At 31.7% G+C, this 24659-nt stretch carries 26 protein-coding genes; 12 read left to right on the plus strand and 14 right to left on the minus strand.

Annotation, left to right across the window (positions count from 1 at the left end; translation table 11 throughout):
• Window positions 1-26: 26 nt before the first annotated feature.
• Complete coding sequence (locus tag HA146_RS08165) at window positions 27-683, plus strand: cytochrome c biogenesis CcdA family protein (protein WP_209109052.1); 657 nt, start codon at window positions 27-29, stop codon at window positions 681-683.
• Entirely contained in the window at window positions 684-1970 is a 1287-nt protein-coding gene (locus HA146_RS08170) for a cytochrome c biogenesis protein ResB (RefSeq protein WP_209109053.1), read from the plus strand. It begins immediately after the preceding gene.
• Here HA146_RS08170 and queF read toward each other — a convergent pair.
• The gene (queF, locus tag HA146_RS08175) at window positions 1967-2377 is read right to left on the minus strand and encodes a preQ(1) synthase (RefSeq protein WP_209109054.1); all 411 of its coding nucleotides are present in this window, start codon (window positions 2375-2377) and stop codon (window positions 1967-1969) included. The genes HA146_RS08170 and queF overlap by 4 nt on opposite strands.
• A 177-nt stretch (window positions 2378-2554) precedes the next feature.
• Between queF and HA146_RS08180 the strand changes: the two genes are divergently transcribed.
• Together HA146_RS08180 and HA146_RS08185 are read left to right on the plus strand one after the other, a co-directional pair.
• The gene (locus HA146_RS08180) at window positions 2555-2800 is read left to right on the plus strand and encodes a hypothetical protein (RefSeq protein ID WP_209109055.1); all 246 of its coding nucleotides are present in this window, start codon (window positions 2555-2557) and stop codon (window positions 2798-2800) included.
• 24 nt (window positions 2801-2824) lie between these two features.
• Window positions 2825-3163, plus strand: coding sequence for a P-II family nitrogen regulator (locus tag HA146_RS08185; RefSeq protein ID WP_011377098.1), 339 nt, complete (start codon window positions 2825-2827; stop codon window positions 3161-3163).
• 1 nt (window position 3164) lies between these two features.
• Here the strand turns inward: HA146_RS08185 and HA146_RS08190 are convergent, their stop codons facing one another.
• On the minus strand, window positions 3165-3977 hold the full coding sequence (locus tag HA146_RS08190; protein WP_209109056.1) for a TlyA family RNA methyltransferase: 813 nt from the start codon (window positions 3975-3977) through the stop codon (window positions 3165-3167).
• Window positions 3978-4259: 282 nt separating this feature from the next.
• Between HA146_RS08190 and purB the strand changes: the two genes are divergently transcribed.
• Together purB and HA146_RS08200 are read left to right on the plus strand one after the other, a co-directional pair.
• The gene (purB, locus tag HA146_RS08195; RefSeq protein WP_209109057.1) at window positions 4260-5555 is read left to right on the plus strand and encodes an adenylosuccinate lyase; all 1296 of its coding nucleotides are present in this window, start codon (window positions 4260-4262) and stop codon (window positions 5553-5555) included.
• A gap of 48 nt (window positions 5556-5603) precedes the next feature.
• Window positions 5604-6989, plus strand: a complete 1386-nt coding sequence (locus HA146_RS08200; RefSeq protein ID WP_209109058.1) for a class II fumarate hydratase — start codon at window positions 5604-5606, stop codon at window positions 6987-6989.
• Between the two features lie 10 nt (window positions 6990-6999).
• On the opposite strand, the gene HA146_RS08205 is transcribed toward HA146_RS08200, so the two are convergent.
• A complete protein-coding gene (locus tag HA146_RS08205; protein WP_209109059.1) occupies window positions 7000-9726 on the minus strand; it encodes a DEAD/DEAH box helicase in 2727 nt (908 codons plus the stop codon).
• A 139-nt stretch (window positions 9727-9865) separates the two neighbouring features.
• Between HA146_RS08205 and HA146_RS08210 the strand changes: the two genes are divergently transcribed.
• The 5 genes from HA146_RS08210 to bioA are packed head-to-tail and all read left to right on the plus strand — an operon-like array spanning window position 9866 to window position 14433.
• On the plus strand, window positions 9866-11005 hold the full coding sequence (locus HA146_RS08210; protein ID WP_209109060.1) for an aminotransferase class I/II-fold pyridoxal phosphate-dependent enzyme: 1140 nt from the start codon (window positions 9866-9868) through the stop codon (window positions 11003-11005).
• The gene (locus tag HA146_RS08215; RefSeq protein ID WP_209109061.1) at window positions 11002-11706 is read left to right on the plus strand and encodes a hypothetical protein; all 705 of its coding nucleotides are present in this window, start codon (window positions 11002-11004) and stop codon (window positions 11704-11706) included. Before HA146_RS08210 ends, HA146_RS08215 begins: the two co-directional genes overlap by 4 nt.
• Window positions 11699-12469, plus strand: coding sequence for a methyltransferase domain-containing protein (locus HA146_RS08220; protein ID WP_209109062.1), 771 nt, complete (start codon window positions 11699-11701; stop codon window positions 12467-12469). The genes HA146_RS08215 and HA146_RS08220 overlap by 8 nt, the downstream gene beginning before the upstream one ends.
• Entirely contained in the window at window positions 12466-13131 is a 666-nt protein-coding gene (gene bioD / locus HA146_RS08225) for a dethiobiotin synthase (RefSeq protein WP_209109063.1), read from the plus strand. Before HA146_RS08220 ends, bioD begins: the two co-directional genes overlap by 4 nt.
• The gene (bioA, locus tag HA146_RS08230) at window positions 13132-14433 is read left to right on the plus strand and encodes an adenosylmethionine--8-amino-7-oxononanoate transaminase (protein WP_209109064.1); all 1302 of its coding nucleotides are present in this window, start codon (window positions 13132-13134) and stop codon (window positions 14431-14433) included.
• 8 nt (window positions 14434-14441) lie between these two features.
• On the opposite strand, the gene HA146_RS08235 is transcribed toward bioA, so the two are convergent.
• Window positions 14442-14720: a DUF3143 domain-containing protein gene (locus HA146_RS08235; RefSeq protein ID WP_245211345.1), complete on the minus strand. Its 279-nt coding sequence runs from the start codon at window positions 14718-14720 to the stop codon at window positions 14442-14444.
• Entirely contained in the window at window positions 14717-15157 is a 441-nt protein-coding gene (locus HA146_RS08240; RefSeq protein ID WP_209109065.1) for a J domain-containing protein, read from the minus strand. The genes HA146_RS08235 and HA146_RS08240 overlap by 4 nt, the downstream gene beginning before the upstream one ends.
• Window positions 15158-15246: 89 nt before the next feature.
• On the opposite strand from HA146_RS08240, the gene rsmG reads away from it, so the two are divergent.
• On the plus strand, window positions 15247-15960 hold the full coding sequence (rsmG, locus tag HA146_RS08245; protein WP_209109066.1) for a 16S rRNA (guanine(527)-N(7))-methyltransferase RsmG: 714 nt from the start codon (window positions 15247-15249) through the stop codon (window positions 15958-15960).
• A 2-nt stretch (window positions 15961-15962) separates the two neighbouring features.
• Here the strand turns inward: rsmG and HA146_RS08250 are convergent, their stop codons facing one another.
• From HA146_RS08250 to HA146_RS08285, 9 genes are all read right to left on the minus strand, one after another.
• Window positions 15963-17156 (minus strand): aldo/keto reductase, encoded by a 1194-nt coding sequence (locus tag HA146_RS08250; protein WP_209109067.1) that lies wholly within the window; start codon window positions 17154-17156, stop codon window positions 15963-15965.
• Window positions 17157-17166: 10 nt separating this feature from the next.
• Entirely contained in the window at window positions 17167-17526 is a 360-nt protein-coding gene (locus HA146_RS08255) for a ferredoxin (protein WP_209109068.1), read from the minus strand.
• 9 nt (window positions 17527-17535) lie between these two features.
• Window positions 17536-17928: a DUF1257 domain-containing protein gene (locus HA146_RS08260; RefSeq protein WP_209109069.1), complete on the minus strand. Its 393-nt coding sequence runs from the start codon at window positions 17926-17928 to the stop codon at window positions 17536-17538.
• A complete protein-coding gene (locus tag HA146_RS08265) occupies window positions 17915-18130 on the minus strand; it encodes a DUF2997 domain-containing protein (protein ID WP_209109070.1) in 216 nt (71 codons plus the stop codon). The genes HA146_RS08260 and HA146_RS08265 overlap by 14 nt, the downstream gene beginning before the upstream one ends.
• A 151-nt stretch (window positions 18131-18281) precedes the next feature.
• Entirely contained in the window at window positions 18282-19049 is a 768-nt protein-coding gene (locus tag HA146_RS08270; protein WP_209109071.1) for a HEAT repeat domain-containing protein, read from the minus strand.
• Between the two features lie 17 nt (window positions 19050-19066).
• Window positions 19067-19192: a hypothetical protein gene (locus HA146_RS09700; RefSeq protein WP_257469923.1), complete on the minus strand. Its 126-nt coding sequence runs from the start codon at window positions 19190-19192 to the stop codon at window positions 19067-19069.
• Window positions 19193-19260: 68 nt separating this feature from the next.
• A complete protein-coding gene (gene rlmN / locus HA146_RS08275; RefSeq protein WP_209109072.1) occupies window positions 19261-20307 on the minus strand; it encodes a 23S rRNA (adenine(2503)-C(2))-methyltransferase RlmN in 1047 nt (348 codons plus the stop codon).
• A gap of 29 nt (window positions 20308-20336) precedes the next feature.
• Window positions 20337-20489 carry a high light inducible protein gene (locus tag HA146_RS08280; protein ID WP_209109073.1) on the minus strand — a complete coding sequence of 51 codons (153 nt, stop codon included), beginning with the start codon at window positions 20487-20489 and terminating at the stop codon, window positions 20337-20339.
• A gap of 54 nt (window positions 20490-20543) precedes the next feature.
• Complete coding sequence (locus HA146_RS08285) at window positions 20544-24644, minus strand: DNA-directed RNA polymerase subunit beta' (RefSeq protein ID WP_209109074.1); 4101 nt, start codon at window positions 24642-24644, stop codon at window positions 20544-20546.
• Window positions 24645-24659 lie beyond the last annotated feature (15 nt).

The raw sequence follows: 24659 nt of genomic DNA on the forward strand, positions 1-24659 counted from the left end.
AATTATCTCAAAAGGGTAATCTGCTTATGCAGAATGGCCTTAATAATCCTGGCCCATTTACTATATTTTTGGTTTTCAGCGCAGGACTTTTAACGAGTCTTGGCCCATGCTCATTATCATTACTACCAATCACTATTGCTTATATAGGAGGAACAGAGAAAAATCAATTTAAACTTATTAGTTTTTCAGGAGGGGTTGTTTTTTCACTCGTTATATTAGGAGCTGCTAGTGGATTTTTAGGAAAGATATACGGGCAAATCCCATCTTATTACACTTCGGTCGTTGCCTTGATAGCAATAATAATGGGTTTAAATTTATTAGGAATTCTAAAGTTTCAGTTACCTAATGGACCTGATTTAAAAATAATTGAAGATAAAATACCAACATTTATAGCTCCTTTTGCAATAGGAACTACTTTTGGACTAGCCTCTTCACCTTGTATTACTCCAGTTTTAGCAACCCTTCTAGCTTGGGTATCGCAAGCTAAAAATCCAACAATATCTATTATTTTTTTATTTTTCTTTGGGATAGGCCAAGTAACCCCATTAATCGTTGCAGGAGCTACTGCAGAAAACTTAAAACAATTTTTAGCGCTTAGAAAATTTAGTCAAATAATTCCGACTTTAAGTGGGATATTTTTAGTTTCCCTAGGGTTATTAAATTTAATATCAAATTGGATTTAAATGATTATTTTTAAGAATCTAATATTAAAAATATCAAGTTTAAGATTCGCCATATCACTGATAATCTTCATAGCTATTACAAGCGGCATAGGTACTTTTATACCTCAAGGTAGTAGTAATAAATTTTATATTGATAATTTCGATAGTGCTCCCATTTTTGGATTTTTAGATGGAGAAAAAGTCTTAAAACTTCAATTGGATCATATATATACAAGCTTTTGGTTTTTATTTACATTAATTCTTCTTTGCATTTCTCTAGCAGCTTGTAGTTTCAGGAGGCAAATCCCTTCATTAAAAGCTTCATTAAAATGGATTGAATACAAGAGCGAAAAAAAATTTAGCCAACTGCAACTAACTACGAGTCAGCAAATCAATCAAGATGGAGAACATATTTCAAAAGTAGATTTATTACTTAAAAAAAGAGGATGGAAAACATACAAATTTAAAAGTCATATTTCTGCAAGAAGGGGTTTAATTGGAAAAATCGGTCCTTTAGTTGTACATATCGGATTAATAGTCTTACTTATAGGCTCAGCATATGGAAGTTTTACAAGTCAATCAAAAGAACAATATTTACTGCCTGGAGAAACTTTGGATCTTGTTAATGAGAGCACAAACTCAAAAGCCAATGTAAAATTAGTCGATTTTTCTATAGAACGAGAAAGTGATGGTGTACCCAAACAGTTTATTTCAAAATTAAATTTTTCTTCTGAAGATCTAAATCTAAATGAAATAAAAACCACCAAAGTTAATCACCCAATCAGGTTTAAAGGATTAACTATTTATCAAGCAGATTGGGCGATATCAAATGTTGTTTTAGAAATAGATAATATCCTTTATCAATTACAATTAAAGGAGATTCCCGAAATCGGTAATCAAGTTTGGGGAGTTTTAATTGAATTAGGATCGGAGACTAAAAAAAATTTCCTTTTAACAATAGATAATGAAAATGGTCCACTTAAAATTTCTAATATAGAAAATTTTTCCGGGAATAATTTCTATATCAATGATAATCCTTTAGAAGTTAATTCTTCAAAAGTATCTCTGAAAAAAATAATCCCAAGCAGTGGTTTAATAATTAAAAATGATCCGTCTATACCATTTATTTACTTTTCTTTTATTTTAATAATTTTTGGAACAATAATAAGTCTTATACCAACTAACCAATTATGGATTCTGGTAAATAAAGAATCACAAAAGTTATCTATTGGAGGCCTTAGCAATAAAAATCTAGTTGGTTTTAAAAAAGAATTTCTTAAATTATCAGAAGAAATTAAAAAAATTTAATTTCTTTTCTGTCCACTAAAAATATCTAACTGCATAGAAACATTACCTCTGGGGTTAAATGCAGCATTTAAATGTATCCAGTGCGGTGAGCCTGCAATCAATAAATCATCCATAATTCTATTAACAACTTCCTCGTGCGATATTTTCACATCTCTGAAAGAATTAATATAAAGCTTTAAAGACTTCAACTCATAGACTCTCAAATTAGGTTGATAAATAATATTTAGCTTTGCAAAATCTGGATAACCAGAAAAGGGGCACTTACATGTGAATTCAGGTAACTGGATAGAAATTTCATAAATTCTTTTCTTATTTGGATTCTCGAAACAAATTATTTTTGATTCTTCAATAATTCTTTCACCGTATAGTGGTCTTTGTGTCGAATCATCTAATTTAGCTGTACTCATTTTTAGTAGAACTTATTTACTAAACCTATATAAAAAGATCAAAATCCGCAAAATCTCAAAAAGCTTAAGTATTACAATTAACTAAGTCAAAAGCTGTTAAATCTTATTTCTGTATCAACTGTAACATTCATAATGCCATTCTAAAGGGTTATATGTGTTTAGTTCAAAGAAAAATTAATGGACATTTGTTTGATAACTATCGATAACAACTTAAATAAATCCCTTGAACCAAAAAGTGCAATTGGAATGTTATGGCTGCAAACACACTTCGAAAATGATCAGTGGGAAGCATTATCAAATAGTACAGTAATTATTTCTGAGGAAAACTCAAAATTATTAATTGAAGACGCCACGAATGCAGGCCTTGATATTAAATGTTTTTCCGATATTTCAATGTTGGATGTTTTCCCAAAAAACAATTAAAATAATAATATTCAATCTCTAATCATGAAGAAAATTGAGGCGATCATACGTCCATTTAAACTGGAGGATGTAAAAATTGCATTAGTAAACTCTGGCATTGTTGGAATGACAGTTAGTGAAGTAAGAGGTTTTGGAAGGCAAAAAGGACAAGTTGAAAGATATAGAGGATCCGAATTTACTGTTGAATTCCTTCAAAAACTCAAAGTAGAAGTTGTCGTAGAAGATGAAAAAGTCAATTCAGTTATAGATGCAATTGCTGAAGCAGCAAAAACTGGAGAAATCGGGGACGGAAAAATATTCATCACATCAATTGATTCTGTTGTGAGAATTAGAACTGGCGACAAAGATGAAGAAGCTCTCTAATTCAAAGAGTTTCATTTACTAAATTCTGTATATATTCACTATTAATCCTTTTATTTGATTGACTTCCTAAGGTCATCCAAGCTAAATATTCATGATTTCCAGCAGGACCTACTAAAGGAGAAGCTATCAAATTCTTTATATTCCATTGGAAAGCCTTAGCAGCATAAATAACAGACTCTATAGCCTCAATATGGAATTTAGGATTACGAACAACGCCACCTTTGCTGACTTTGTCTTTACCCACCTCAAATTGGGGTTTAATTAAGAATATTCCCTCTATACTATCTCCATCTAATAAATTACTAATAGATTTAAAAACTAACTTTAATGAAATAAAAGACAAATCAGCAACAACAAAATTTGGTAATTCATCACTTCTAGATAAAAGATCATTAGGTTTCAAATATCGAATATTAGTTCGTTCAAAAAGTATGACTTTTGGGTTATTTCTAATCTTCCATGCAGTTTGTCCATAACCAACATCTATCCCATAAACTAACTTTGCTCCTTGTTGCAATAAGCAATCAGTAAATCCCCCAGTAGAGATTCCTGCGTCAATACATATTTTGTCTTTTACTTTAATTTCAAGTTTTTTAAATGCCTCCAATAATTTTTCGCCGCCCCTTGATACAAACATAGGTTCGGAATCAATAGAAAATTCAGATCCAATGAATACTTGTAGTCCAGGTTTATCCCATACTTTTCCATTGATATCTCTAACCTTGCCCGCAAGAATTAAACCTTGGGCTTTTTGACGAGTTTCACATAAACCAGTTTTTAGAAGATAAAGGTCTAATCTACTTTTTTTAATCATCTATTAATCAATAAAAAAAGACTGAATAATGAACTTCTACAAGATTAAGATCCAAATTCTTTAATACCTTCCAATTTTAAATAAGAACTAAAAAATTACCCACTATTAACGAAAGGAATAAATGCAACCATTTTTATATTTAAGCTTTCTTAATAAGCCAGAAAAATGTTACAGAAGAAAATAATAGCCAGGCAAATATGTTCAATGGCAAGTACATCTTTAAGGTATAGAGCAATAATTCGATTTTGGTTATAAAGTTTAAATTGATAATTAATAAAAATTGTGATCGAGCGTTACACATTACCCGAAATGGGGAAAATCTGGACTGAAAGCGCAAAATTCCAGAGTTGGCTTAGGGTTGAAATAGCTGCATGTGAAGCAAATTTTTCCCTCGGGAAAATTCCTGAGAATGCTATGAAAGATATACGTTCAAATGCAAAGTTTGATGAATCTAGAATTACAGAAATTGAGAAGGAAGTTAAACATGATGTCATAGCATTTCTTACAAGCGTTAATGAATTTGTAGGAGATTCTGGAAGATACATACATGTTGGTATGACCAGTAGTGATGTACTTGATACTGGCTTATCTCTTCAGTTAAAAGACTCTTGCGAATTGTTATTAGAAGAAATTGAGAAATTAGAAAATGAAGTCAGATTATTAGCAAGGAAGCATAAAAATACATTAATGATTGGCAGATCACATGCGATTCATGGGGAGCCAATTTCCTTCGGTTTTAAACTTGCTGGATGGTTAGCAGAAATAATAAGGAACAAAAAAAGATTGTTAACACTTAAAGAATCCGTAGCAATTGGACAAATAAGTGGTGCAATGGGAACTTACGCTAATACGAATCCCAAAGTAGAACAAATAACTTGTGATTTACTAGGCTTAAAACCAGATACAGCAAGTACACAGGTTATATCGAGAGACAGACATGCAGAATATGTGCAAACTATTGCACTAGTTGGCGCTTCTTTAGATAGATTCGCAACTGAAATAAGAAATTTACAGAGAACTGATGTTTTAGAAGTTGAGGAGGGATTTACAAAAGGGCAGAAAGGAAGTTCGGCAATGCCTCATAAAAGAAATCCTATTCGAAGTGAAAGAGTAAGCGGTTTAGCAAGAATTTTGAGAAGTTACGTCTTAACAGCACTGGAAAATGTTCCACTTTGGCACGAAAGAGATATAAGCCATAGTTCAAATGAACGTATCATGCTACCTGACGTATCAATCTGCTTGCATTTTATGCTCAGGGAAATGCAAAATATAGTAAGCAATTTGGAAGTTTATCCAAAAAATATGCTCAAAAATTTAAATATATATGGTGGTGTAATCTTCAGTCAGAAAGTTTTACTTTTGCTTGTAGAGAAGGGCTTGTCTAGAGAAAAAGCTTATAGCTTAGTACAAAAAAATGCCCATCAGGCCTGGAATACTCAGAATGGAAATTTCAAACAAAATATAGAGAGAGATAATGAGATAATGGATTTTATTGATCAAAGTGACTTAGAAGAATGTTTTAATCCTTCAATTCATCTCAATAATTTAAGTGTAATATGGGAGAAGTTAGGTATCTAGGATTACTGAAAACCTTATCTAAGTTAAACCAGTGTTTTCAGAGGAATAATGACAAAAAACTTTAGGATTGAAAAAGATAGTATGGGAACAATAGAGGTTCCCATTGAAGCTTTGTGGGGTGCTCAAACACAAAGATCGATAATAAATTTTTCTATTGGAGAAGAATTAATTCCAATTGAGTTAATTTATTCACTCACCCTCATAAAAAAAGCTGCTTCAATTGCGAATTTCAATTTAGGTTTAATAGATAAAAGGAAAAAAGATTTGATTGTAGAGGCATGTACGGAAATACTTGATGGGCTTCACGATTCACAGTTTCCCTTAAAGGTTTGGCAAACAGGTAGTGGCACGCAAACAAATATGAATGTTAATGAGGTAATTTCAAATATTGCAGCATTAAAAACTAATTCAGAGCTTGGTAGTCATAAACCAATTCATCCGAATGATGATGTCAATAAATCTCAGTCAACTAATGACACTTTTCCTGCTGCTATTCAAATATCTGTTGTTAATGAAATAATCAAAAATTTAGTTCCAACGATCAGAGAACTTACTAAGATCCTTGATAAAAAAAGTGAAGAATGGAAAGACCTTATAAAGATTGGAAGAACCCATTTTCAAGATGCAGTTCCCCTTACTTTTGGGCAAGAAATATCAGGATGGTCAGAGCAACTTAAAGATGCTGAGAATGCAATTATTATGAGTCTGAATGAATTGTATTTCTTACCCCTGGGAGGAACTGCAGTTGGTACAGGGATTAATTGTCCAAAAGGATTTTGTGAAGAGTCTATAAAATCAATTTCCGATGATACTAATCTAATGTTCTATAAATCAAAAAATAATTTTTCTATCATGGCCTCGCATGATCGTCTAGCTCAAGTAATGAGTCAGATAAAAATATTAGCAGGGGCATTATTTAAAATTTCAAATGATATAAAAATTCTATCTTCTGGTCCAAGATCAGGAATATATGAACTAATTATTCCTCAAAATGAACCTGGAAGTTCTATCATGCCGGGTAAAGTGAATCCAACTCAATGCGAAGCCTTATCAATGGTTTGCACTCAGATAATGGGCCTTGAATATGCAGTTTCAATGGCAAATTCTAGCGGCACTTTACAGATGAATGAATATAAGCCTCTTATTGGATTTAATATTCTCACAAGTTTAAAATTACTTAAAAATGTAATAGAAAACTTCAGAATAAAATTAGTTGATGGGATGGAACCTAATCAAAAGAAAATGAAGTTAAATTTAGAAAATTCACTAATGTTGGTAACAGCCATAGTGCCAAAAGTTGGTTATGAAAAAGCAGCTGAAATTGCAAACCTTGCCTTCAAAGAATCATTAAATTTAAAAGAGGCAACACTTAAATTAGGTTATTTAAACGAAGATGAATTTGATGAAGCAATGAATATCAATTCAATGATTTGATTAAAAAATTTTAAGAATTATTGTCAATTCTTTTTGTTGCAGGATTAATATCTTCAGAGACTTTTATAAGATCATTAGATTCAGAAACAGGAAAACGATTAATAGATTTTAATGCTAGCTTTGCTTTGCTTTTTAATTTATTACTAACACCAATACAGTATTGCACTTGAGAAAGGACATCAATTGATCTTCTAATAATCCGCACTACATCACCTTCGTCTAATGAAGTATTAAAAACCAAATCTTTCCATTTTTTTCCTCTTGCCCATTCAGAAATAATTCCAGTTAACTCTGTTTCTAAATAGATAGGAATTTCAATATGAAACTTATTTTGTTGAAAAGATACTAATTTTCTTAAACCATCTAATTCATTAAATACATCTATTACCTTTGAAGAAGGTTTGAAATTACACCAAAGATTAGGCCTCCTTACATCAACACATATAGCTTGAATAATTGCAGCTAATTCAGGCGGATCTAAATCGTCTAAATAACCACTAACTAAAACAAGACCAATCCATAATTCATTTTCACTTCTTATTGCACCAACTGTTTGTCCAACTTCTGTCAATTCCAAATCATTTAAACAACCAAAGTGATTCAAAATTTTAATCAAATCGGTAAAAGTTCTCCAGTTATGATTTTCTTTATCCTCAAGTAGTTTTTTTCTAATATTTATTTCTTGTTCAACATCAATAATTTTTTTTCTATATTTCTTTAATTTCTTGGAATCTCCAAATCGATGTGCGGGATGATCATGAACTGTTTCTTCTAAATTTTTGATTTGTTGCTGTTGTGCCATAACTTCCATTGTCAAATCATATTGTGGAGTTTGTAAATCATTTTTTTTAGAAACTTCTAAAATTCGATCCGCATAAAACTGCGACATATCATCTCCCCTAAATAACTCTCCAGAAAAATACATCTTTGGTACTTCAAGTCCTAAGACATCAATTGCATCCAAATCATTAAAAATACTTACTATGTATGAGGGTTTTATAAGAATAAATAAATTATCAATTGTTAAACACAATAAACTCTTAATTTTTTGGGATTCATATATTTTCTCACAAATTAATCCTGGAACAATTTTTCTTTTAATTTGAGGAGCCTTGATTGAAATCAAGCTTCCCTCTTTAATATATGGGAGTGCATTAGTTATCTCTTCTGATAATTTTTCTGCTGCTTGTTTTTCTAAAATTTTGAAGATTCTTCTCTCTTCTTTAAGACGTTTTTTTAACTTTTCGTATGCATCAAAATCTTTCCATGAAACGTTAGATGTAATTTTTTTTAATTCAATTAAATCCTTATCTAAATTTTCAAGAATTATATTCTCGCCTGATGATTGACCTATATATAAAAAACTACCAAAACTTCTTTTAATTAATTCTTTAGACTTCTCTAAAGTATAACTTTGTAAAAGATTAAGTACCATTCCATAGCTAGGAGTGAATTGACTTTCTAAAGAATTTGGTTTGCTAATAGCCAGTGCACTTGCTTCTTTGGCACCTTCGAATCTTGTTTGTAATGTAACAACATATCCCTGGGTATCTTTTCCTCTTCTTCCAGCTCTTCCTGACATTTGCAAAAATTCACTGCTAAATAATAATCTATGACCATCTTCTGTCCTTTTTGATAAAGAAGAAATAACAGTTGTTCTTGCAGGCATATTTATTCCTGCAGCAAGAGTTTCAGTTGCAAAAACAACTTTTATTAAGCCTTGCTGAAATAATTCCTCAACCAATTCTTTCCATGCAGGCAATAATCCAGCATGATGAGATGCAATACCGCGTTTCAATGCCTCGCATTGAGATTTATCTTTAATTGCTTCCTGATTATTTTTAAGATAAACATCTAATTTTTGGGATATCTTACTTGCTTCTGAATAACTTACTAAAGTTAAATCTTTTATATTCTCAATAGCCTTGTCACACCCTCTTCTACTAAAAATAAAATAAATAGCTGGCAGCATATTTCGTTCAGCTAGTTTCGAGATCACAAAGCCAATTGAGGGAGACTTTGGTTGCATTATCCTGCCCACTTTTCCTCTTATTTTTTGCCCTTTAGGAGCTCTCCAAATCTTACAATTTGGATGAATTCCATTACCCTTATTATTTAAAAGTGGATGGAGGCCTTTAACACTACAAAAAATAAAATCAAGTGGTACTGGTCTCTTATCACTATTAATTAGTACTGTGGGCCCATGAACTTTTTCTATCCAATTTTGTAGTTGATCTGCATTGGCTATTGTTGCTGATAAAGCTATTATTTGAGTTCTAGTAGGACAATGGATTATGGTTTCTTCCCAAACAGTGCCTCTTTGGGGGTCATTCATATAATGACATTCATCAAGAATCACAGATTCTAAATTTTCTAATGGATCATCAAATTCATCAAATTCGCCATAAAGCATGTTCCTAAAAATCTCAGTCGTCATGACTAAGATTGGTGCTTCTCTATTTATACTTATGTCTCCAGTTAAAAGACCAACTTTATTCTCACCATATTGATTAGCAAAATCCCTAAACTTTTGGTTTGATAGGGCTTTTAAAGGTGTTGTATAAAAAACTCTGCTGTCATGAGATAAGCCTCTATATATAGCAAATTCACCTATCAATGTTTTACCCGAACCTGTTGGTGCCGTTAAAACAACAGAATTTCCGCTATTAATAGCTTGTATTGCCTCTAATTGAAAATCATCTAGCGGAAAGGGGAAATATTCCTCTAAATTAAGCAATAATTGTGATTGAAGAGAGGATGAGTTAACTTCTTAATATATGATCTATATAAATATTAATAAACAAAAAATACCTTGCAAACTTTAATAGTAAATCTAAATCTTTTTAATTAAATCCACTATATTTTATTTTGCCAAAATGAAAAAAATAAAAATTCCAAAAAATAGAATCCGTAAACTAAAAACATTTTCATTAGGTAAAAAACCATTCGAACTTCTAAGTTTAAATTCGCATAATAAAAAACTTATAGACTTATGCAGCAATGATTATTTTGGATTAAGTAGGGACAAGGATTTAATAAAGGCTGCTTTCGAAATAAGCCTTTTAGAAGGTATTGGTGCAGGAAGCTCTATGTTTATTACGGGTTCAAGACCAATACATAAATTATTAGAGAAAGAACTTGCCGAGTGGCTTGATCAACAAAAAGTATTACTTTTCCCAAGCGGATTTCAAGCAAATATCGCCGCTATCCAGGCTTTAGCAAACAGAAATAGTATCGTAATAGCAGATAAATTGATCCATAACTCCTTATTGGTTGGAGTCAAAGCTGCTCAAGCAAAACTGGTTCGATTTTCACACAATAATTTAAAAGATTTAGAAGATAAAATTATTAAATCTCACCCTACAAAAAATTCCATTTTAGTTGTTGTTGAATCTCTTTATAGCATGGAGGGATCAATTACTCCGCTCAAAGAAATAACAGAAATTTGCAAAAAAAATAGTGTTCAATTATTAGTTGACGAAGCTCATGCAATTGGGATCTTGGGCCCTGAAGGCAGGGGTTTAAGTTTTAATTACCGTTCGGATATAACTATGATTACTGGAACTTTCGGAAAAGCATTTGGAAGCGGTGGAGCTTTCATAGCTTCCAATTCAGAAGTTGGTGAATACATTATACAAACAAGTGGTGCATTTAGGTATACAACCGCGCTTGCTCCATCTTTAGCTGCTGGGGCATTAGAAGGTTTGAAAAAAATTTTAGAAAATAAAGAATGGGGTAATGATTTGTTATCTTCTGCGAAGGTATGGAAAGACGAAATTATTAAAAATTTTAGTTTTCCAGTTCAAGGAGATTCTCACATTTTATCAATTATTGTTGGCCAAGAAGAGAAGGCAATTTATCTACAAAAATATCTTGAAGAAAATGGTTTTTTAGCAATTGCTATAAGACCTCCAACTGTACCAGTGGGGCAATCTAGAATTAGAATAACAATAAGAAGAAACTTAGATTTTAATCTGCTAAAGAATTTCATTGCAGTATTAAAAGAGTTTAAATGAAACAAATTATTACTCAACATGGATGGGGACTAAATAAACATTTCTGGGACGATTATAAAGTTGATTTTTTAAATAATAATTGGCATTGGCAAGATAATGAAAGAGGCTATTTTTCGAAAAATAATTATCAAGCAAAATGGATTAAAAGCGACTCTAAAAAAGAAATCAGAATGACTTTATGCCATTCATATGGTTTTCATTTAATGCAAAAAACAATTTTAAAAGAAGCGTCTCATATTGTTCTTATCAATTCTTTTAATAATTTTCTTCCTGAAAGTAATAAGAGAAACTTGATTTTGAGGTCTCTAAAAAGAATGGAAACAAAAATTAAAAAAGATGAACCTAAGGATATGTTGAAAGAATTTATACATAGATCATTTATGCCAAATGATATTAATAATAATTTTAAAAATATCTTTTATAAAAGTTTAGAGAGTTTAAATAAAACTCTTCTTTTAAGTGATTTAAAACAACTTTACATTAATAGAGATTTTCCAGTATTTTTAAAAAAAGATTGCAAAATTATTTTTATAAAATCAGAAAATGATTTGATTCTTGACAATGAATCAAATAACAACTTTTTAGATTCCTTAAATAAAAAACTTGATAGGAAGCCAAATTTAATTAAATTAGCTCAGCAAGGTCATTGCTTGAATAATTTAAATTTATACGAGATCTTATTTAATAGATTTAATGATTGAAATGGATAATAAACAATGGAATGAGAAAATAAAAAATAATTTCAATGATGCTGCATATCGGTATTTAGAGTATTCAAATATTCAAAAGTTTTTTGCAGAAAAGATTGTTAAATTTATCAAAGAATTAAATCCTCAAAAAAAAGGTGAATGGATAGATCTAGGATCAGGACCAGGACTATTAGCTGATGAAATAGAAAAAAAATTATCTCCCCAAAAAGTATCCAGAATTGATTTCAGCAAAAAAATGCTTCTTGAGAATAAATTATCTAGTAAAAAAATTTTATGGAATTTGAATAATTATTTACCTCCTGAAGTCAATAATTGTTCTCTATTAACATCTAACTTTTGCATACATTGGTTAAACAACCCAGAAAAGATAATAAAAAATTGGTTTAGTAAATTAATACCTGGAGGTTATTTAATCATTTCATATCCAACAAAAGATTGTTTTCCTGAATGGAAATTTACCTGTAAAAAAGTTGATATTGAATATAGTGGTCTTAATTTCCTTTGCTCTAAAGAATTATTAAAAGATTTCAAATCAACTGAAATACATTATTCAGAAAAGTTTAATTATCTTGAAAATTTTAAAGATGTATATAAGCTTTTTAGAAGCATTAAAAATGTAGGGGCACAATCAACAAATTGTAAACGCAAAACAGTGAAAGAGTTAAAAGAAATTCAAAAGTTTTGGCCAAAGAATTACAATAATACAGTGAACCTTTCATGGCAAATTGAAATTCAAATCATAAAGAAATTATGAGGAGTCAGGATAGTATTGTCAAATTTATAATTTGTGGAACAGATACTGATATTGGAAAAACTTTAATAAGCTCTTTTTTCGTTAAAGGATTAAATTCCTTTTATTGGAAGCCTATTCAAAGTGGTATTGAATCGCAAACCGATAGTCAAACTGTTAAAAAACTTGCACAAGTAAGTAAAGAGAAAATCATTAAAGAAGCTTATGTCTTTACAAAACCTCTATCTCCTCATTGGGCTGCTGAAATAGATCAAAAAACTATTAACTTTGACAAGTTGAAATTGCCAAAAGTGCAAGGCTCATTAATTGTAGAAACTGCAGGTGGATTAATGGTTCCAATAACACGCGATTTTTTGCAAATAGATCAAATAAAACAATGGAATCTTCCGGTAATACTTGTATGTAAGAGCTCACTTGGCACTCTTAACCATACACTGCTTAGTATTGAGGCATTAAAAAGAAGAAATATTGAGATTGTAGGTTTAGTAGTCAATGGCGAAAAACACCTAGATAATCCAAAAACTCTAGTTGATTTTAGTGGTATTCCCTTAATTGCTGAATTTCCTTACATCAAAAAAATGGACTCAAATAATTTAGATATACTATGGAAAGAACTAGACATCAAAAATAAGTTGATCTCAATTTTAAATTCAAAAATAAGTTAAATGAAATCTTTGGATTCAAAAACTCTAAATCAAGATTGGCATCCAAATATTTGGCCACCTTTTACACAAATCAATAACAGCAAACCGCAAATAGAAGTTACTCATGGTAAAGATGCCCTCCTATTTACTAAAGATCCTAAGAAAGATCTAATAGATGCAATTAGTAGTTGGTGGGTAACTCTTCATGGTCATAGTAACGAATATATTGCGGATGCGATTTTCGATCAATCAAAAAAACTTGAGCAAGTTATATTTGCTGATTTCTTACATCCACAGGCAAAAAAATTAGCGGAAAGACTTAGTGAATTAACAAAACTAGAAAGATTATTCTTTTCTGATAACGGTTCTACTGCAGTGGAAGTCGCTTTAAAAATTGCCTTCCAATCATGGCAAAATAGAGGAGAGACAAGAACTCAAATAGTAGCTTTTGATGGCGCCTATCATGGTGATACATTTGGAGCAATGGCTTTAGGTGAAAGAAATATTTTTAATGAGAATTTCGATAATCTTATGTTCCCAGTTAGAAGAGTCCCATGGCCTTCAACTTGGATGAACGATGAAGAAGTAGAAAATAAAGAAAATGAGGCGATCCAAAAATTAGAAACTCTACTTAAAACTCCCACAGTTGCAGTAATCCTTGAACCACTTGTTCAAGGAGCAGGTGGGATGAATATGGTTAGGCCTCAGTTTATAAAAAAAGTTTCAGAAATTATAAAAAATAATAATTCTTTGTTAATTGCCGATGAAGTATTGACTGGGTTTGGAAGATGTGGAAGCCTTTTTGCGTTTCAAAAGGCAAAAATCATTCCTGATTTAATAAGTATTTCAAAAGGTTTAACTGGTGGATTTTTACCGATGGGAATAACTTTATGTAAAGAAAAAATTTTTCAATCCTTTATTGATGATTCCCCAAGAAAAACTTTTTGGCATGGACATAGTTTTACTGCTAATCCTTTAGGTTGTGCTGCAGCAAACGCTAGCCTTGATCTATTAGAAAAAGAACCACAAAAATACCTTTCATTTGAAGAAAAACATTTATCTCATTTAATTAAATTTAAGAACTTACCTTATATAAAAAAGGTAAGGGTATCAGGCACAATTGCTGCCTTCGATTTAGATATTGGTAACAAAAAAGGTTATTTCAATAATATTGGGAAAGAAATAAAGAGTCTTGCAATGGAGCAAGGTTTATTTATTAGGCCCCTCGGGAATGTTATTTACCTCTTGCCGCCTCTGTGTATAACCAATGATCAATTAGAAAAAAGTTACTGGATAATAAAGCAAATCTTAGACAATCTTTAGATAGAAATTTAAGGTCCCTGCAGTATTGCATTTTCCACATCTTCTCTATTAATGCAATAGGAAAATAGTCTTTTAGTTTCTTGTCCTTCACTTTCCCAGATAACACTTAAATCTTCTTGTTCAAAAATAATAGTTGCATTCCAATTAGAAAGTAACAGGTACCATTTAGATGGATTATTAACATCTTTCACAGCCCCTAAATCAGTTAGCCACAATTCCAATGATAGAAGTGAATGTTGGTTAATAGGTTTTTTAGGGAGATTCACAGACTTTTTTTCAAGTATCATTTTATTAGCCAGCTTGGGATTGTTTCTAATTCTTTGCCTGTAAAAGATGCAATAAAAATTGAAAAAATCAAACTAATAGAAATGATAATAAATAAAAGAAATAACGAAAACAATTCCCCATTTGAAAAAGGTCTTCTATTCCCTACTAAATTTTGATTATTTGAATCGATTATTAAATTATTTAAAACTTTATTATTATTTATAATTCTAGATTTTTCCTTTAGTTTATCATCATATATTTTTCTCAAATTACTATTATTCAAATTTTCATAAGCTTCCAAAACTTCTTGAAATTTACTTTTGGCATCGTCTATTTCTAAAGAAGTTGTATCAGGATGTAATTCAATAGAAAGTTTACAAAATGCCTTTCTCAATTCATGATTTGAAGCATTTTCATTTACACCTAATATTTTGTAATAGGAAATTTCTCCTTTCAAAATAATCTTTTATTGATAATGTAATTCTAATAAATTTTTACTTAATAGAATATATTTAATTAATAGTAAAATCGTAAATCTATAATGAAATGAGAAAAACAAAAATCCCTGAAGAAATATCTTCCTTAATAACTGAAGAAGAAATAATTATCTTTCAAGAATTACAAATAAAAATTGACGAATTAAATAATAAAACCAATTTAACAAGATTAATTGATGGGGATGATTATTGGATATCTCAAGTTTTTGACAGCATTTGGCCGTTTAAAATAATTAACGATATTAACTTTGATAATAAAAAATTTTTAGATATTGGTTCTGGCTGTGGCTTCCCTGGTTTAGCTTATGCCATAACTCATCCAAGATCAGAAATATTCCTGATTGATTCTTCAAAAAAGAAAACGGATGCACTAAAAATCTTAATAAAATCAATTAATTTGAGAAACAATATTCATGTAATCAATGACCGTATTGAAAACTTAGCCCATCAATCTTTGATGAGAAATAGTTTCAATATAGCTACCACTAGAGCGGTTAGTAATCCATCAACAGTTTCAGAATACATACTACCAATGTTAAAAAAAGAAGGGTTAGGAATTTTATATTGTGGCAAATGGAATGAAGAAGAAAGTAAAAATCTGGATAAAACTTTAGAAATATTAGAAGGTAAAGTTAAAGAAAAAAAGATGATTTTGTTACCAAGAAGTAAAGGCACCCGAAATGTTATTCTTATTCAGCCAAAAAACTTTTGCCCTGAAATTTATCCAAGAAAAGTTGGCAAACCAGAGAAGAATCCATTATGAGGTTATTTTTTTGACAATCTTTCAGTGACATTATCTCCAAACTTTTCTTTTAAAGTTCTTAATTTTTTTATAACTTTTTTTGGATTTATATGGCCTTCTAAAACTTTCAATAATTGTCCTTCAGAAACATCCACGTCTATTAAATTAGCATTACATCCTGGGAACCAGTGACTTCCATTACCAAGCAATTGATATCTAGCTCTTGCGAATCCTTCCATATCTAACCAATCTATTAAATTTGAAAGCCAAAGCAGAACGCGAATATTAATATTTCCTGGTACTTGTTCCCAACTAGGTAAATTTATATTCCAATTTTGATACCACTCTAAACCTAAAGTATTAATTGATTCCTGCATTAATCTGTTTATTATATTTGGAATATAATACTCAGATTCTGATAACAAAGAGACCGCCTCTAAATGAAGATCAAAATCTGCCTCTTTTGCAATGCCCACACTAAGAGTATGGACGTTTTTATTCCTTAAGCAAAAAAGATCATTAAAAACAATAGGATGAAGTGGACTACAAAGTTCCAACATTTTTGTTGAGGGAGTATGAAGATGTCCCCCTTTATCAGTAGGACTAATTATGAAAACCCCAAGATCATACTTATTTGCTAAATCGATAACTGTTGTATTTTCTTGATTGATGAAATACCAGTGCAAATTCACATAATCAAATAAGTTTGTTGATATGGCCTTCTCTATGAGTGAAGATTTTCCATGGGTCGAAAATCCAATAGATCCAATTAAATTTTCTTTTTGCAAATTCCTCAAAATGTCAATACAACCTCCATATCTAATAGCTTGATGTAAATGTTCAGCGGTATTAATGCCATGTATTGCTAATAAATCAATTTTTTTAACTTTCAATTTTTCAATACTTGTCAAAACATCTCTCTCAAAGATTTCCGGATTACTATTTGGAGGAATCTTTGTTTGAATAATGTTTGGGATTTTCTTCATATTCTTAAAACCCATCCCTAATTGCACCTCAGAAGTACCATAGTACTTAGCAGTTTCTATATGACTGAAGCCATATTTGTTTGCCTGATTTAATATAATTTCTACTTTATTTTGTTCTTCATATGAAATCTCAGAAGAGTCTAATTGATCCCAACTTTTTTGAAATCTCATACCACCCAGAGATAAAACAGGAATCTTCAGATTGGTTCGACCAAATCTACGATATTTCATCTTTTTGATATTAATGCTTATTCATTCTTGGTGGTTTTCCAAATGATTGAAACATATCCCTATCGAGACTATTCTCTAAATCATCTAATTCTTCAAACTTCACCCAATTAATGCAGTCAACAGGGCATGTGTCTATTGCTTCTTGTATAACATCAACACTATCTCCATCTTGTCTAATAGCTCGACTTCTTCCATGAAATTCATCAACCATGAAAGTGTTTGAAGCAACGTGTACGCAGTATTTACAACCAATACATTTAGCCTCATCAACCCATACAGCTTTTTCGGCTAACTGACCACCTAAAACAGGCTCCCAGCCTGTAATCTCGACATTTTCCTCAAAATTATCAAATGGATCAGGAAAATCCATAATCTGACATTAGTTATCCCACTTGGTTAAAACCAATTCAATAGAACCATCATTTTTGTTTTTTTGTTCCACAATTTGATAACCGTCCTCTTGTGTTTTGGAAATAATTGTTTGGTAAGCATACATTTGAGTAACTTTAGAAATAAATCTTTCTACTGGCAGCTCAAATTTCCATAGATCAAGATCAGTAACTAATTCATATGCATTTGAATTATTGTCCCATTTAAATCCAACTTTAGTATCCCCAGCTAAATTCAGACTTATATCAACAGCTGTAAATTTACCCCTATAGCCTTTAACAAACTTTTGTTCTTGATTAATATTATAACCAAGATTATTTAAGGCCTTAATTAATGGCTCCGCTTCTTTGAGCTGCGTTTTAATCGTACTAAAATGTGACATTAGATTCGGTATTAAGTTGGTTTAAGTTTTCATTTTGATCAGAGATGAAAGCATCAGATGTTTTATTCTTGACTGTTACTTTACCTAGAGCATCTTCAAGATTTTTTGTAGCTTCATTACATGAATTACCAGTGAATCCTTCGACAGTCTCTTCAACTCTTCCGTCTTGATGAATTTTGAATCTCAATGTTTTTTGAGGCATTAAATTCAAGTACTTTGTACTTATAATTTACATAGAATAACGAAATTTTTTTGTTTCTGTTGGTACAAATTAATTAATTTTTAATTTTTATATTTAATATCTAATAAATAATTTTTCTTAGGTTGCGTATTAGTTAAAAAAATAAAGAAATTTAATTATAAAAACCTTGCATGCCCATAGAATCCAAGGCAGTTTTTGCTTCTTCCATGACTGAGGGCTCTTTATCAAAAAGGGCTATCTTGGTACATTCATCAATAAAAATCTCTTGAAATGAATTGTTTAATTTTTCGTACAACCTAGACAATGACCAAATACAATTACTTCTAACTCCTGACTCATTATCAATTTTTAAACTTATTAAAAGTTGTTCTGCTGCTAATTGAGCATTTTCAAAAGAAACATTCCCAATTTCGGCTAAAGAACTGGATGACCATAACCTTACTGCAGCCACATCATTCTTTAAAGCATTTATTAATGGCTCTAAAACAATTTGATTATCATAATTAGCTAAACTCCATGCAGTAGCTCTTCTGACATAAGCATTATCATCAGTTTCCAAAAGACTGACAAGTTTCTGGACTGCGCTAGGGCATGGATTACGACCTAAAGCATATACAGCACTCATTCTTTCAACAGGACAGGGTTGGTCAAGTAATGGTAACAAGAAGGGGAAAGATCTTTGATCTCTATACTCACAAAATACTCTTAGGCCTTGAATTCTTTCTTCTCTGTTGCCTTTAAGCATTTTTAAAGCTTCATTGCATTCTTGAGTTATATTTAAACCTTTTGAAAAGGCATCCTTATCAATTTGTTCTAAAGGATCCATTTCAAGCTCTAAAGCCAATTCCCTAGCTAAAACATCTGGATCAACAGCAATTTCAGCTAAGCTTTCTTTATTAGGATCCTTATTTTTTGTCATTTCAAAAACTAAAAATATTAATTCAAAGGAGCAGGTGACATCATATCTCCTGGCAACCAAATTCTTGCACTAACGGCAAAGAAGGCAATCCCAAAAAGTACGACAATAGCGAAAGGTAAAATTTTTGTCTTAATAAAACCCAAAGATTTAATATGAGTTAAGTCAATAATAACCTTTTTAAGAGACTTTTAAAAAGTAATTTTAGATGACCTTATTTATTTCTTGCATTTTGTCTTAACTGACCACATGCAGCATTTTTATCAAGTCCTCTACTTTTCCGAAAGCTAACAGCAATGCCATGATTAAAAAGTCTAGATTGAAATAATTCAAGATTTTTTAGAGAAGCTCGTTTAAATTCGACCTCATCAATTGAGTTGTACTGTATTAAATTTACATGACATTGAAAGCCTCTTAGCAAATTACTCAATTCACTAGCATTGTCTAAAGTATCATTAACACCACTTAGCATTAAATATTCAAAACTTACCCTCCGACCAGTATCTCTTACAAATTTCCTACAATCTTCAATTATATTTTTGATATCATAATTTTTTGCACTTGGTATTATCATTTCTCTTATTTTTTGATTTGAAGCATGTAGGCTTATTGCTAATGTAAATTGACACTTGCCTAAAAGCTGAAAAGACTTTTCTGATAATTTATTAATCATTTTTGGAACAGCAACTGTACTTACAGTTATCTTTCTCTGACTAATCTGAAAATCCTCATTTATAGATCTAATTGACAAAAGCAATTCATCAATATTCAATAAAGGTTCACCCATGCCCATAAAAACAATATTAGTCACTTTTCTATTCATTTCATTTTCAATAAATAAAATTTGATCTAATATTTCACTAGATTTTAAAGATCGCTTCAAACCCTCTTTCCCAGTTGCACAAAATTTACAGTCCATAGGGCATCCAACTTGAGTTGAAAGACATGCAGTAAGTCTTTTTTCAGTTGGTATGCCAACGCACTCAATACTTTCTTCGTCAACTGTAGAAAGTAACAACTTTAGGGTGCCATCATTAGCCAAGTTCTTTTCTTGAAAACTAAGTTCGCTCACTTTAAAACCATCAACCCGTAACTTTTTTCTAAAGTCCAAAGGTAATACTTCTATTTGCTCAATATTTTTCTTCTTATTTCTATAGTTATAAATCCAATTATAGATTTGGCGACCTCTGAAAGCAGCTTGACCATAATTTAAAGCTAAATTTTCTAATTCCTCAACACTACTTCCAAGAAGATTTTTCAACTTATTGTGTCTTTATTTAAGAACTATTCTCACCATAACAGCAAACCGTGTTTTAGGAAAAATTCTGTAAGAATTAGCGCAACAAATCCAAGCATGGCCATTCTGCCATTAAGTCTTTCATTATAGAAATGGAAACCGTAACGAGGTAATTTTCTTTTTGGGAGAATCTCTGGCTTAATCATCACTTACAAATTAAAGAATTAATTCTAGTCAATAAAAATGAAAATAGATAATATTTATTCATCAGACAAAAGGCCTTCTTCTTGTAATCCTTCCAATGCAGCAGGATCTGGTAATTGATCTTCAGAAAATTGATTTTCAGCACTAGGTCTTGCAAAGGCAGCAAAATTACTGGAAGTGGGGTCGATTCCATGTCGGTTCCTCGTAGTCTCCAAATCTTCATCACTAGGATCATCAAGTATTGCAGTAGAGCTTACGGCAGGTGTTTGTGGCATATCAACTGTATAATCTGGCCTTAAGTTCTGCGCTCTTCTATATCCACCAGATTCTTCCGCAAGGATATCAGGATGGGGGCCCGCCTCTGAAGCCAATTCCTCAACAAATCCACTAAACCCAGTACCTGCAGGTATTAACCTACCGATAATAACATTTTCTTTTAAACCTCTTAACCAATCAGATTTACCTTCAATTGCAGCTTCAGTCAGAACCCTAGTAGTTTCTTGGAATGAAGCTGCTGATATAAAGCTATCTGTATTTAGGGAGGCTTTAGTTATACCCAATAAAACCGGAGTAAACTCTGCTGGAGCCCCTCCTGTAATTGCCATTGCTTGATTAGTATCCTCTACTTGCCTCAATTCTATAAGTTCACCAGGCAAGAGAGTAGTATCCCCAGCATCCTCAATGCGGACTTTACTTGTCATTTGTCTGACAATAACCTCAATATGCTTATCATCGATTGCAACACCCTGAGACTTATAGACGTTTTGGACTTCATTTACCATACTTCTTTGTAGTTTTGATATAGATTCTCGAGCTGCCTCCATTAGAGGTTTTTGATCTTTTAAATCAATGAAGTAACAATCTAATAATTCATGCGGGTTAATTGGACCATCAGTTAAAATTTCTCCACCTGTAACTTGTTGTCCATCACTAACCATTATATTTTGTCCAATTAAGAGTTGATATTCGTTAACCAAATCATCTTTTTCAATAACGGATAAAGAAACTGATTCTTCATCATTACCTTCTTTAATCTGAACAATTCCAGATTTTTTACACAAAATCGCAGAATCTCGGGGTCTCCTAGCTTCTAACAACTCTTCAATTCTAGGTAATCCTTGAACAATATCTCCAGTTTTCTGCCGCTCAAAAACAAGTAAAGCTAAACCATCTCCCCTCAGAACTAAATCGCCATCTTTAACATGTAAAACTGAATCAGGAGAAACCATATAAGGCCTTCCAAGTCTTAAGGTTACTGAACTACTAGAAATTGCTTCAATTTCTCCACAAGAAGTAGATTTATCAGATTCACTAATAGGATCACCATCAACTACGCGATCACCGACTTTAACGACTGCTTTCTTACTAATCTTAATTTGAATTTTATCTTCCTCCCTTTCAACGATTAACCTTCTTATGGGCTCATCGTCTATAACATTTGGTAATTGAACCAATCCCTTTTCCTTACAAAGAATTTGAGTAGTAGCTATTACATCTCCTGCTTTAACTATTTGATTATTATTAACTTGCAATTCTGTATGTGTTGAGCCATGACTTGAGTCTGATATAGTATCTCTTCTCACTAGGATAGACTCTAATATTACTAAATTTAATCTATTAATTGATGCATCATTTTTATCTTCAATCGACTCGACATCAATAGTCATTTGAGGAGTAGCATCAAAACTTTCAATGCTTAAATGGGTTCTAAGTAATTCAACTCCTTCAACTGATTTTATCAATTCACCGTCTTTATAAGTAAGCCTTTGGATGGCTTTTAAGCCTAAATGTGGTCCTTTTTCCTGCTTAACGTGAGATAATTGGGGTAATTCTGCTTGATCAGGAATAGTAAATTCTTCTACAGTTCTTAATAGTAAGCCTTTACATTTAGGAGTTTCTAACTTTTGCACAAATAGAATTTCTTTATTATCAATACCATCCAAAATCTTTTCTCCTGGATTTACTAGATTTCCTTCTTCGGTAAATCTATTTAAAACTTCTTCATCTTTGCACTCATGAAAAGTTCCATTTCTTACAGTTATTTCACGGAGAATATCATTTTTCTGAGTCACCGTAACAATTCCTGATGTTTGACTAAAAATATCTTTTACAACTTCTGTCCCTGCTTCAATCCATTTCATATCTTCAATCATTAGAAGGGATATATCCTTGTTTATTTCATGTGTCTCTTGGGGAATCCAAAGCAATGTTCCCCCTTGACTAACTTCAAAACCATTTTTAGATGATCTTGCTTTTTTGACACTTAATCCAGGCGAATATTTTACTAACCCTCCAGTTTTTGTACGGAACCTTTCATCCGTTAAATCTGCTATGACCTCACCATTACTTATTTTACTCTGAGGGGAAGTGTTCAAACGATAGGAGGTTCCATCGCTAGATTCCAAATGATATGTTTGACCTGAGTGGGTAGATTCTTCAATTAATTTATAATTAATTAAAGACATTGAAGTAGTAACAATCTGAACTTCCCTTGAATCTCCTATTGATTCTCTTAATCTAACTTGTCCGCCAAACTCACTTGATTGACTTGCCTCTGCTAAAACAGTTCCTTCATCTACAAAATCTTCAGATGAAACAACTGGTTTTGCATTAGGTGGTAAGTTATAAACATCTCCAGCTAAGACCCATAACCTGCCTAATCTTTGAGCTTTTAAAGTAATATTTCCCTGCCTATCTGTAACCTCCTTTGGTTGAATAACCTTGTCGTACTTGACTTGACCAGCTAAGTCACAAATAACATCTTTTGTTGCTTTTTCAACGCTCTTTTTAACAGCCCCAGCAGTTATCTGAGCAACAGTTATGTCAGAATTAATTTCTTCACCATCATCTACGAATAAAAGCGATCCACTAGAAACTTCAATTTTTTGAGCTTTGTTAGAGTTATTTGCTTGAGGAACTATTTTTAATATGAAATCAACTTCCGCTTGTTTAGCTTCTACGCCATGAGGAGTTCTATAACCTCTAACCTTTGCTTTTGAGCTAAATTCTACTTTGCCAGAAATCTTTGATCTTACAACTCCACTTTCAGCCGTTGAGACACCTCCAGTATGGAAAGTTCTCATTGTCAATTGGGTTCCTGGTTCTCCAATAGATTGAGCAGCAATGATTCCTACTGCTTCACCTAAGTCAACAAGATGATTATGAGCCAAAGCCCATCCATAACATCTCCGACAAACGGATCTATTTGCTTCACATGTTAAAGGGGATCTTATTTTTACATTTGTAATTGATGCTTTCTCAATTTTTTCTGAAAATACAGGATCAATTGCAGTATTATGAGGAATAATTAAGTTGTTTTCAGAATCTAATATGTCCTCAGCTGTGAGTCTTCCAAGAAGCCTTGCTCCAAATTTACCATCTTCAGCTTCAACAACTATTGATCGTTCTGTTCCACAGTCTTCTTCTCTGACAATTACATCTTGAGCAACATCAACTAATCTTCGAGTCAAATAGCCAGAATCCGCAGTTCTTAATGCAGTGTCTACCAAACCTTTCCTTGCTCCATAAGAGGAAATTACATATTCAGTAACAGTGAGTCCTTCTCTAAAGTTTGTTCTTATTGGCAGGTCAATGATTTCTCCTTGAGGATTAGCCATTAATCCTCTCATACCAACAAGTTGTCTTACCTGAGACATGTTTCCTCTCGCTCCTGAATTCGCCATCATCCAAACGGAATTCAGAGGATCATTTTGATTGAAATTATTTTTAACAGCATCTACTAATCTCTCATTAGTTTCAGTCCATGTATCAATAACTTTTGTGTGTCTCTCAACTTCTGTAATTTCACCGAGTCTGTAGCATTCTTCTGTAGCAGATATTTGTTCTTCAGCTTGTCCTATCAAATCTTGTTTAGCTTCAGGAACTTTTAAGTCATCTACTGAAATAGAAACAGCAGCTTGGGTAGCATATTTAAATCCTAAGTCCTTTAAATTATCAGCCATAGCTGCAGTTATAGCAGTGCCATGAGTTTTATAAGCCCAAGAGACTAAATTTTTTAAGGCTTTCTTGTCAACTACTTTATTCTTGAATGATGGCGGCGTTTTAGCTAAAGCAGGCATTGTAACTGGATTATTCTTTTTTGAGTTCTTAGTAGTTTTACGTACTCTAGAAGTTTTTTTAGATTTGGATGATGTCATGATTTTTAAATGAAT

The organism is Prochlorococcus marinus CUG1416 (genome assembly GCF_017695965.1).
Taxonomy (GTDB): Bacteria; Cyanobacteriota; Cyanobacteriia; order PCC-6307; family Cyanobiaceae; genus Prochlorococcus_A.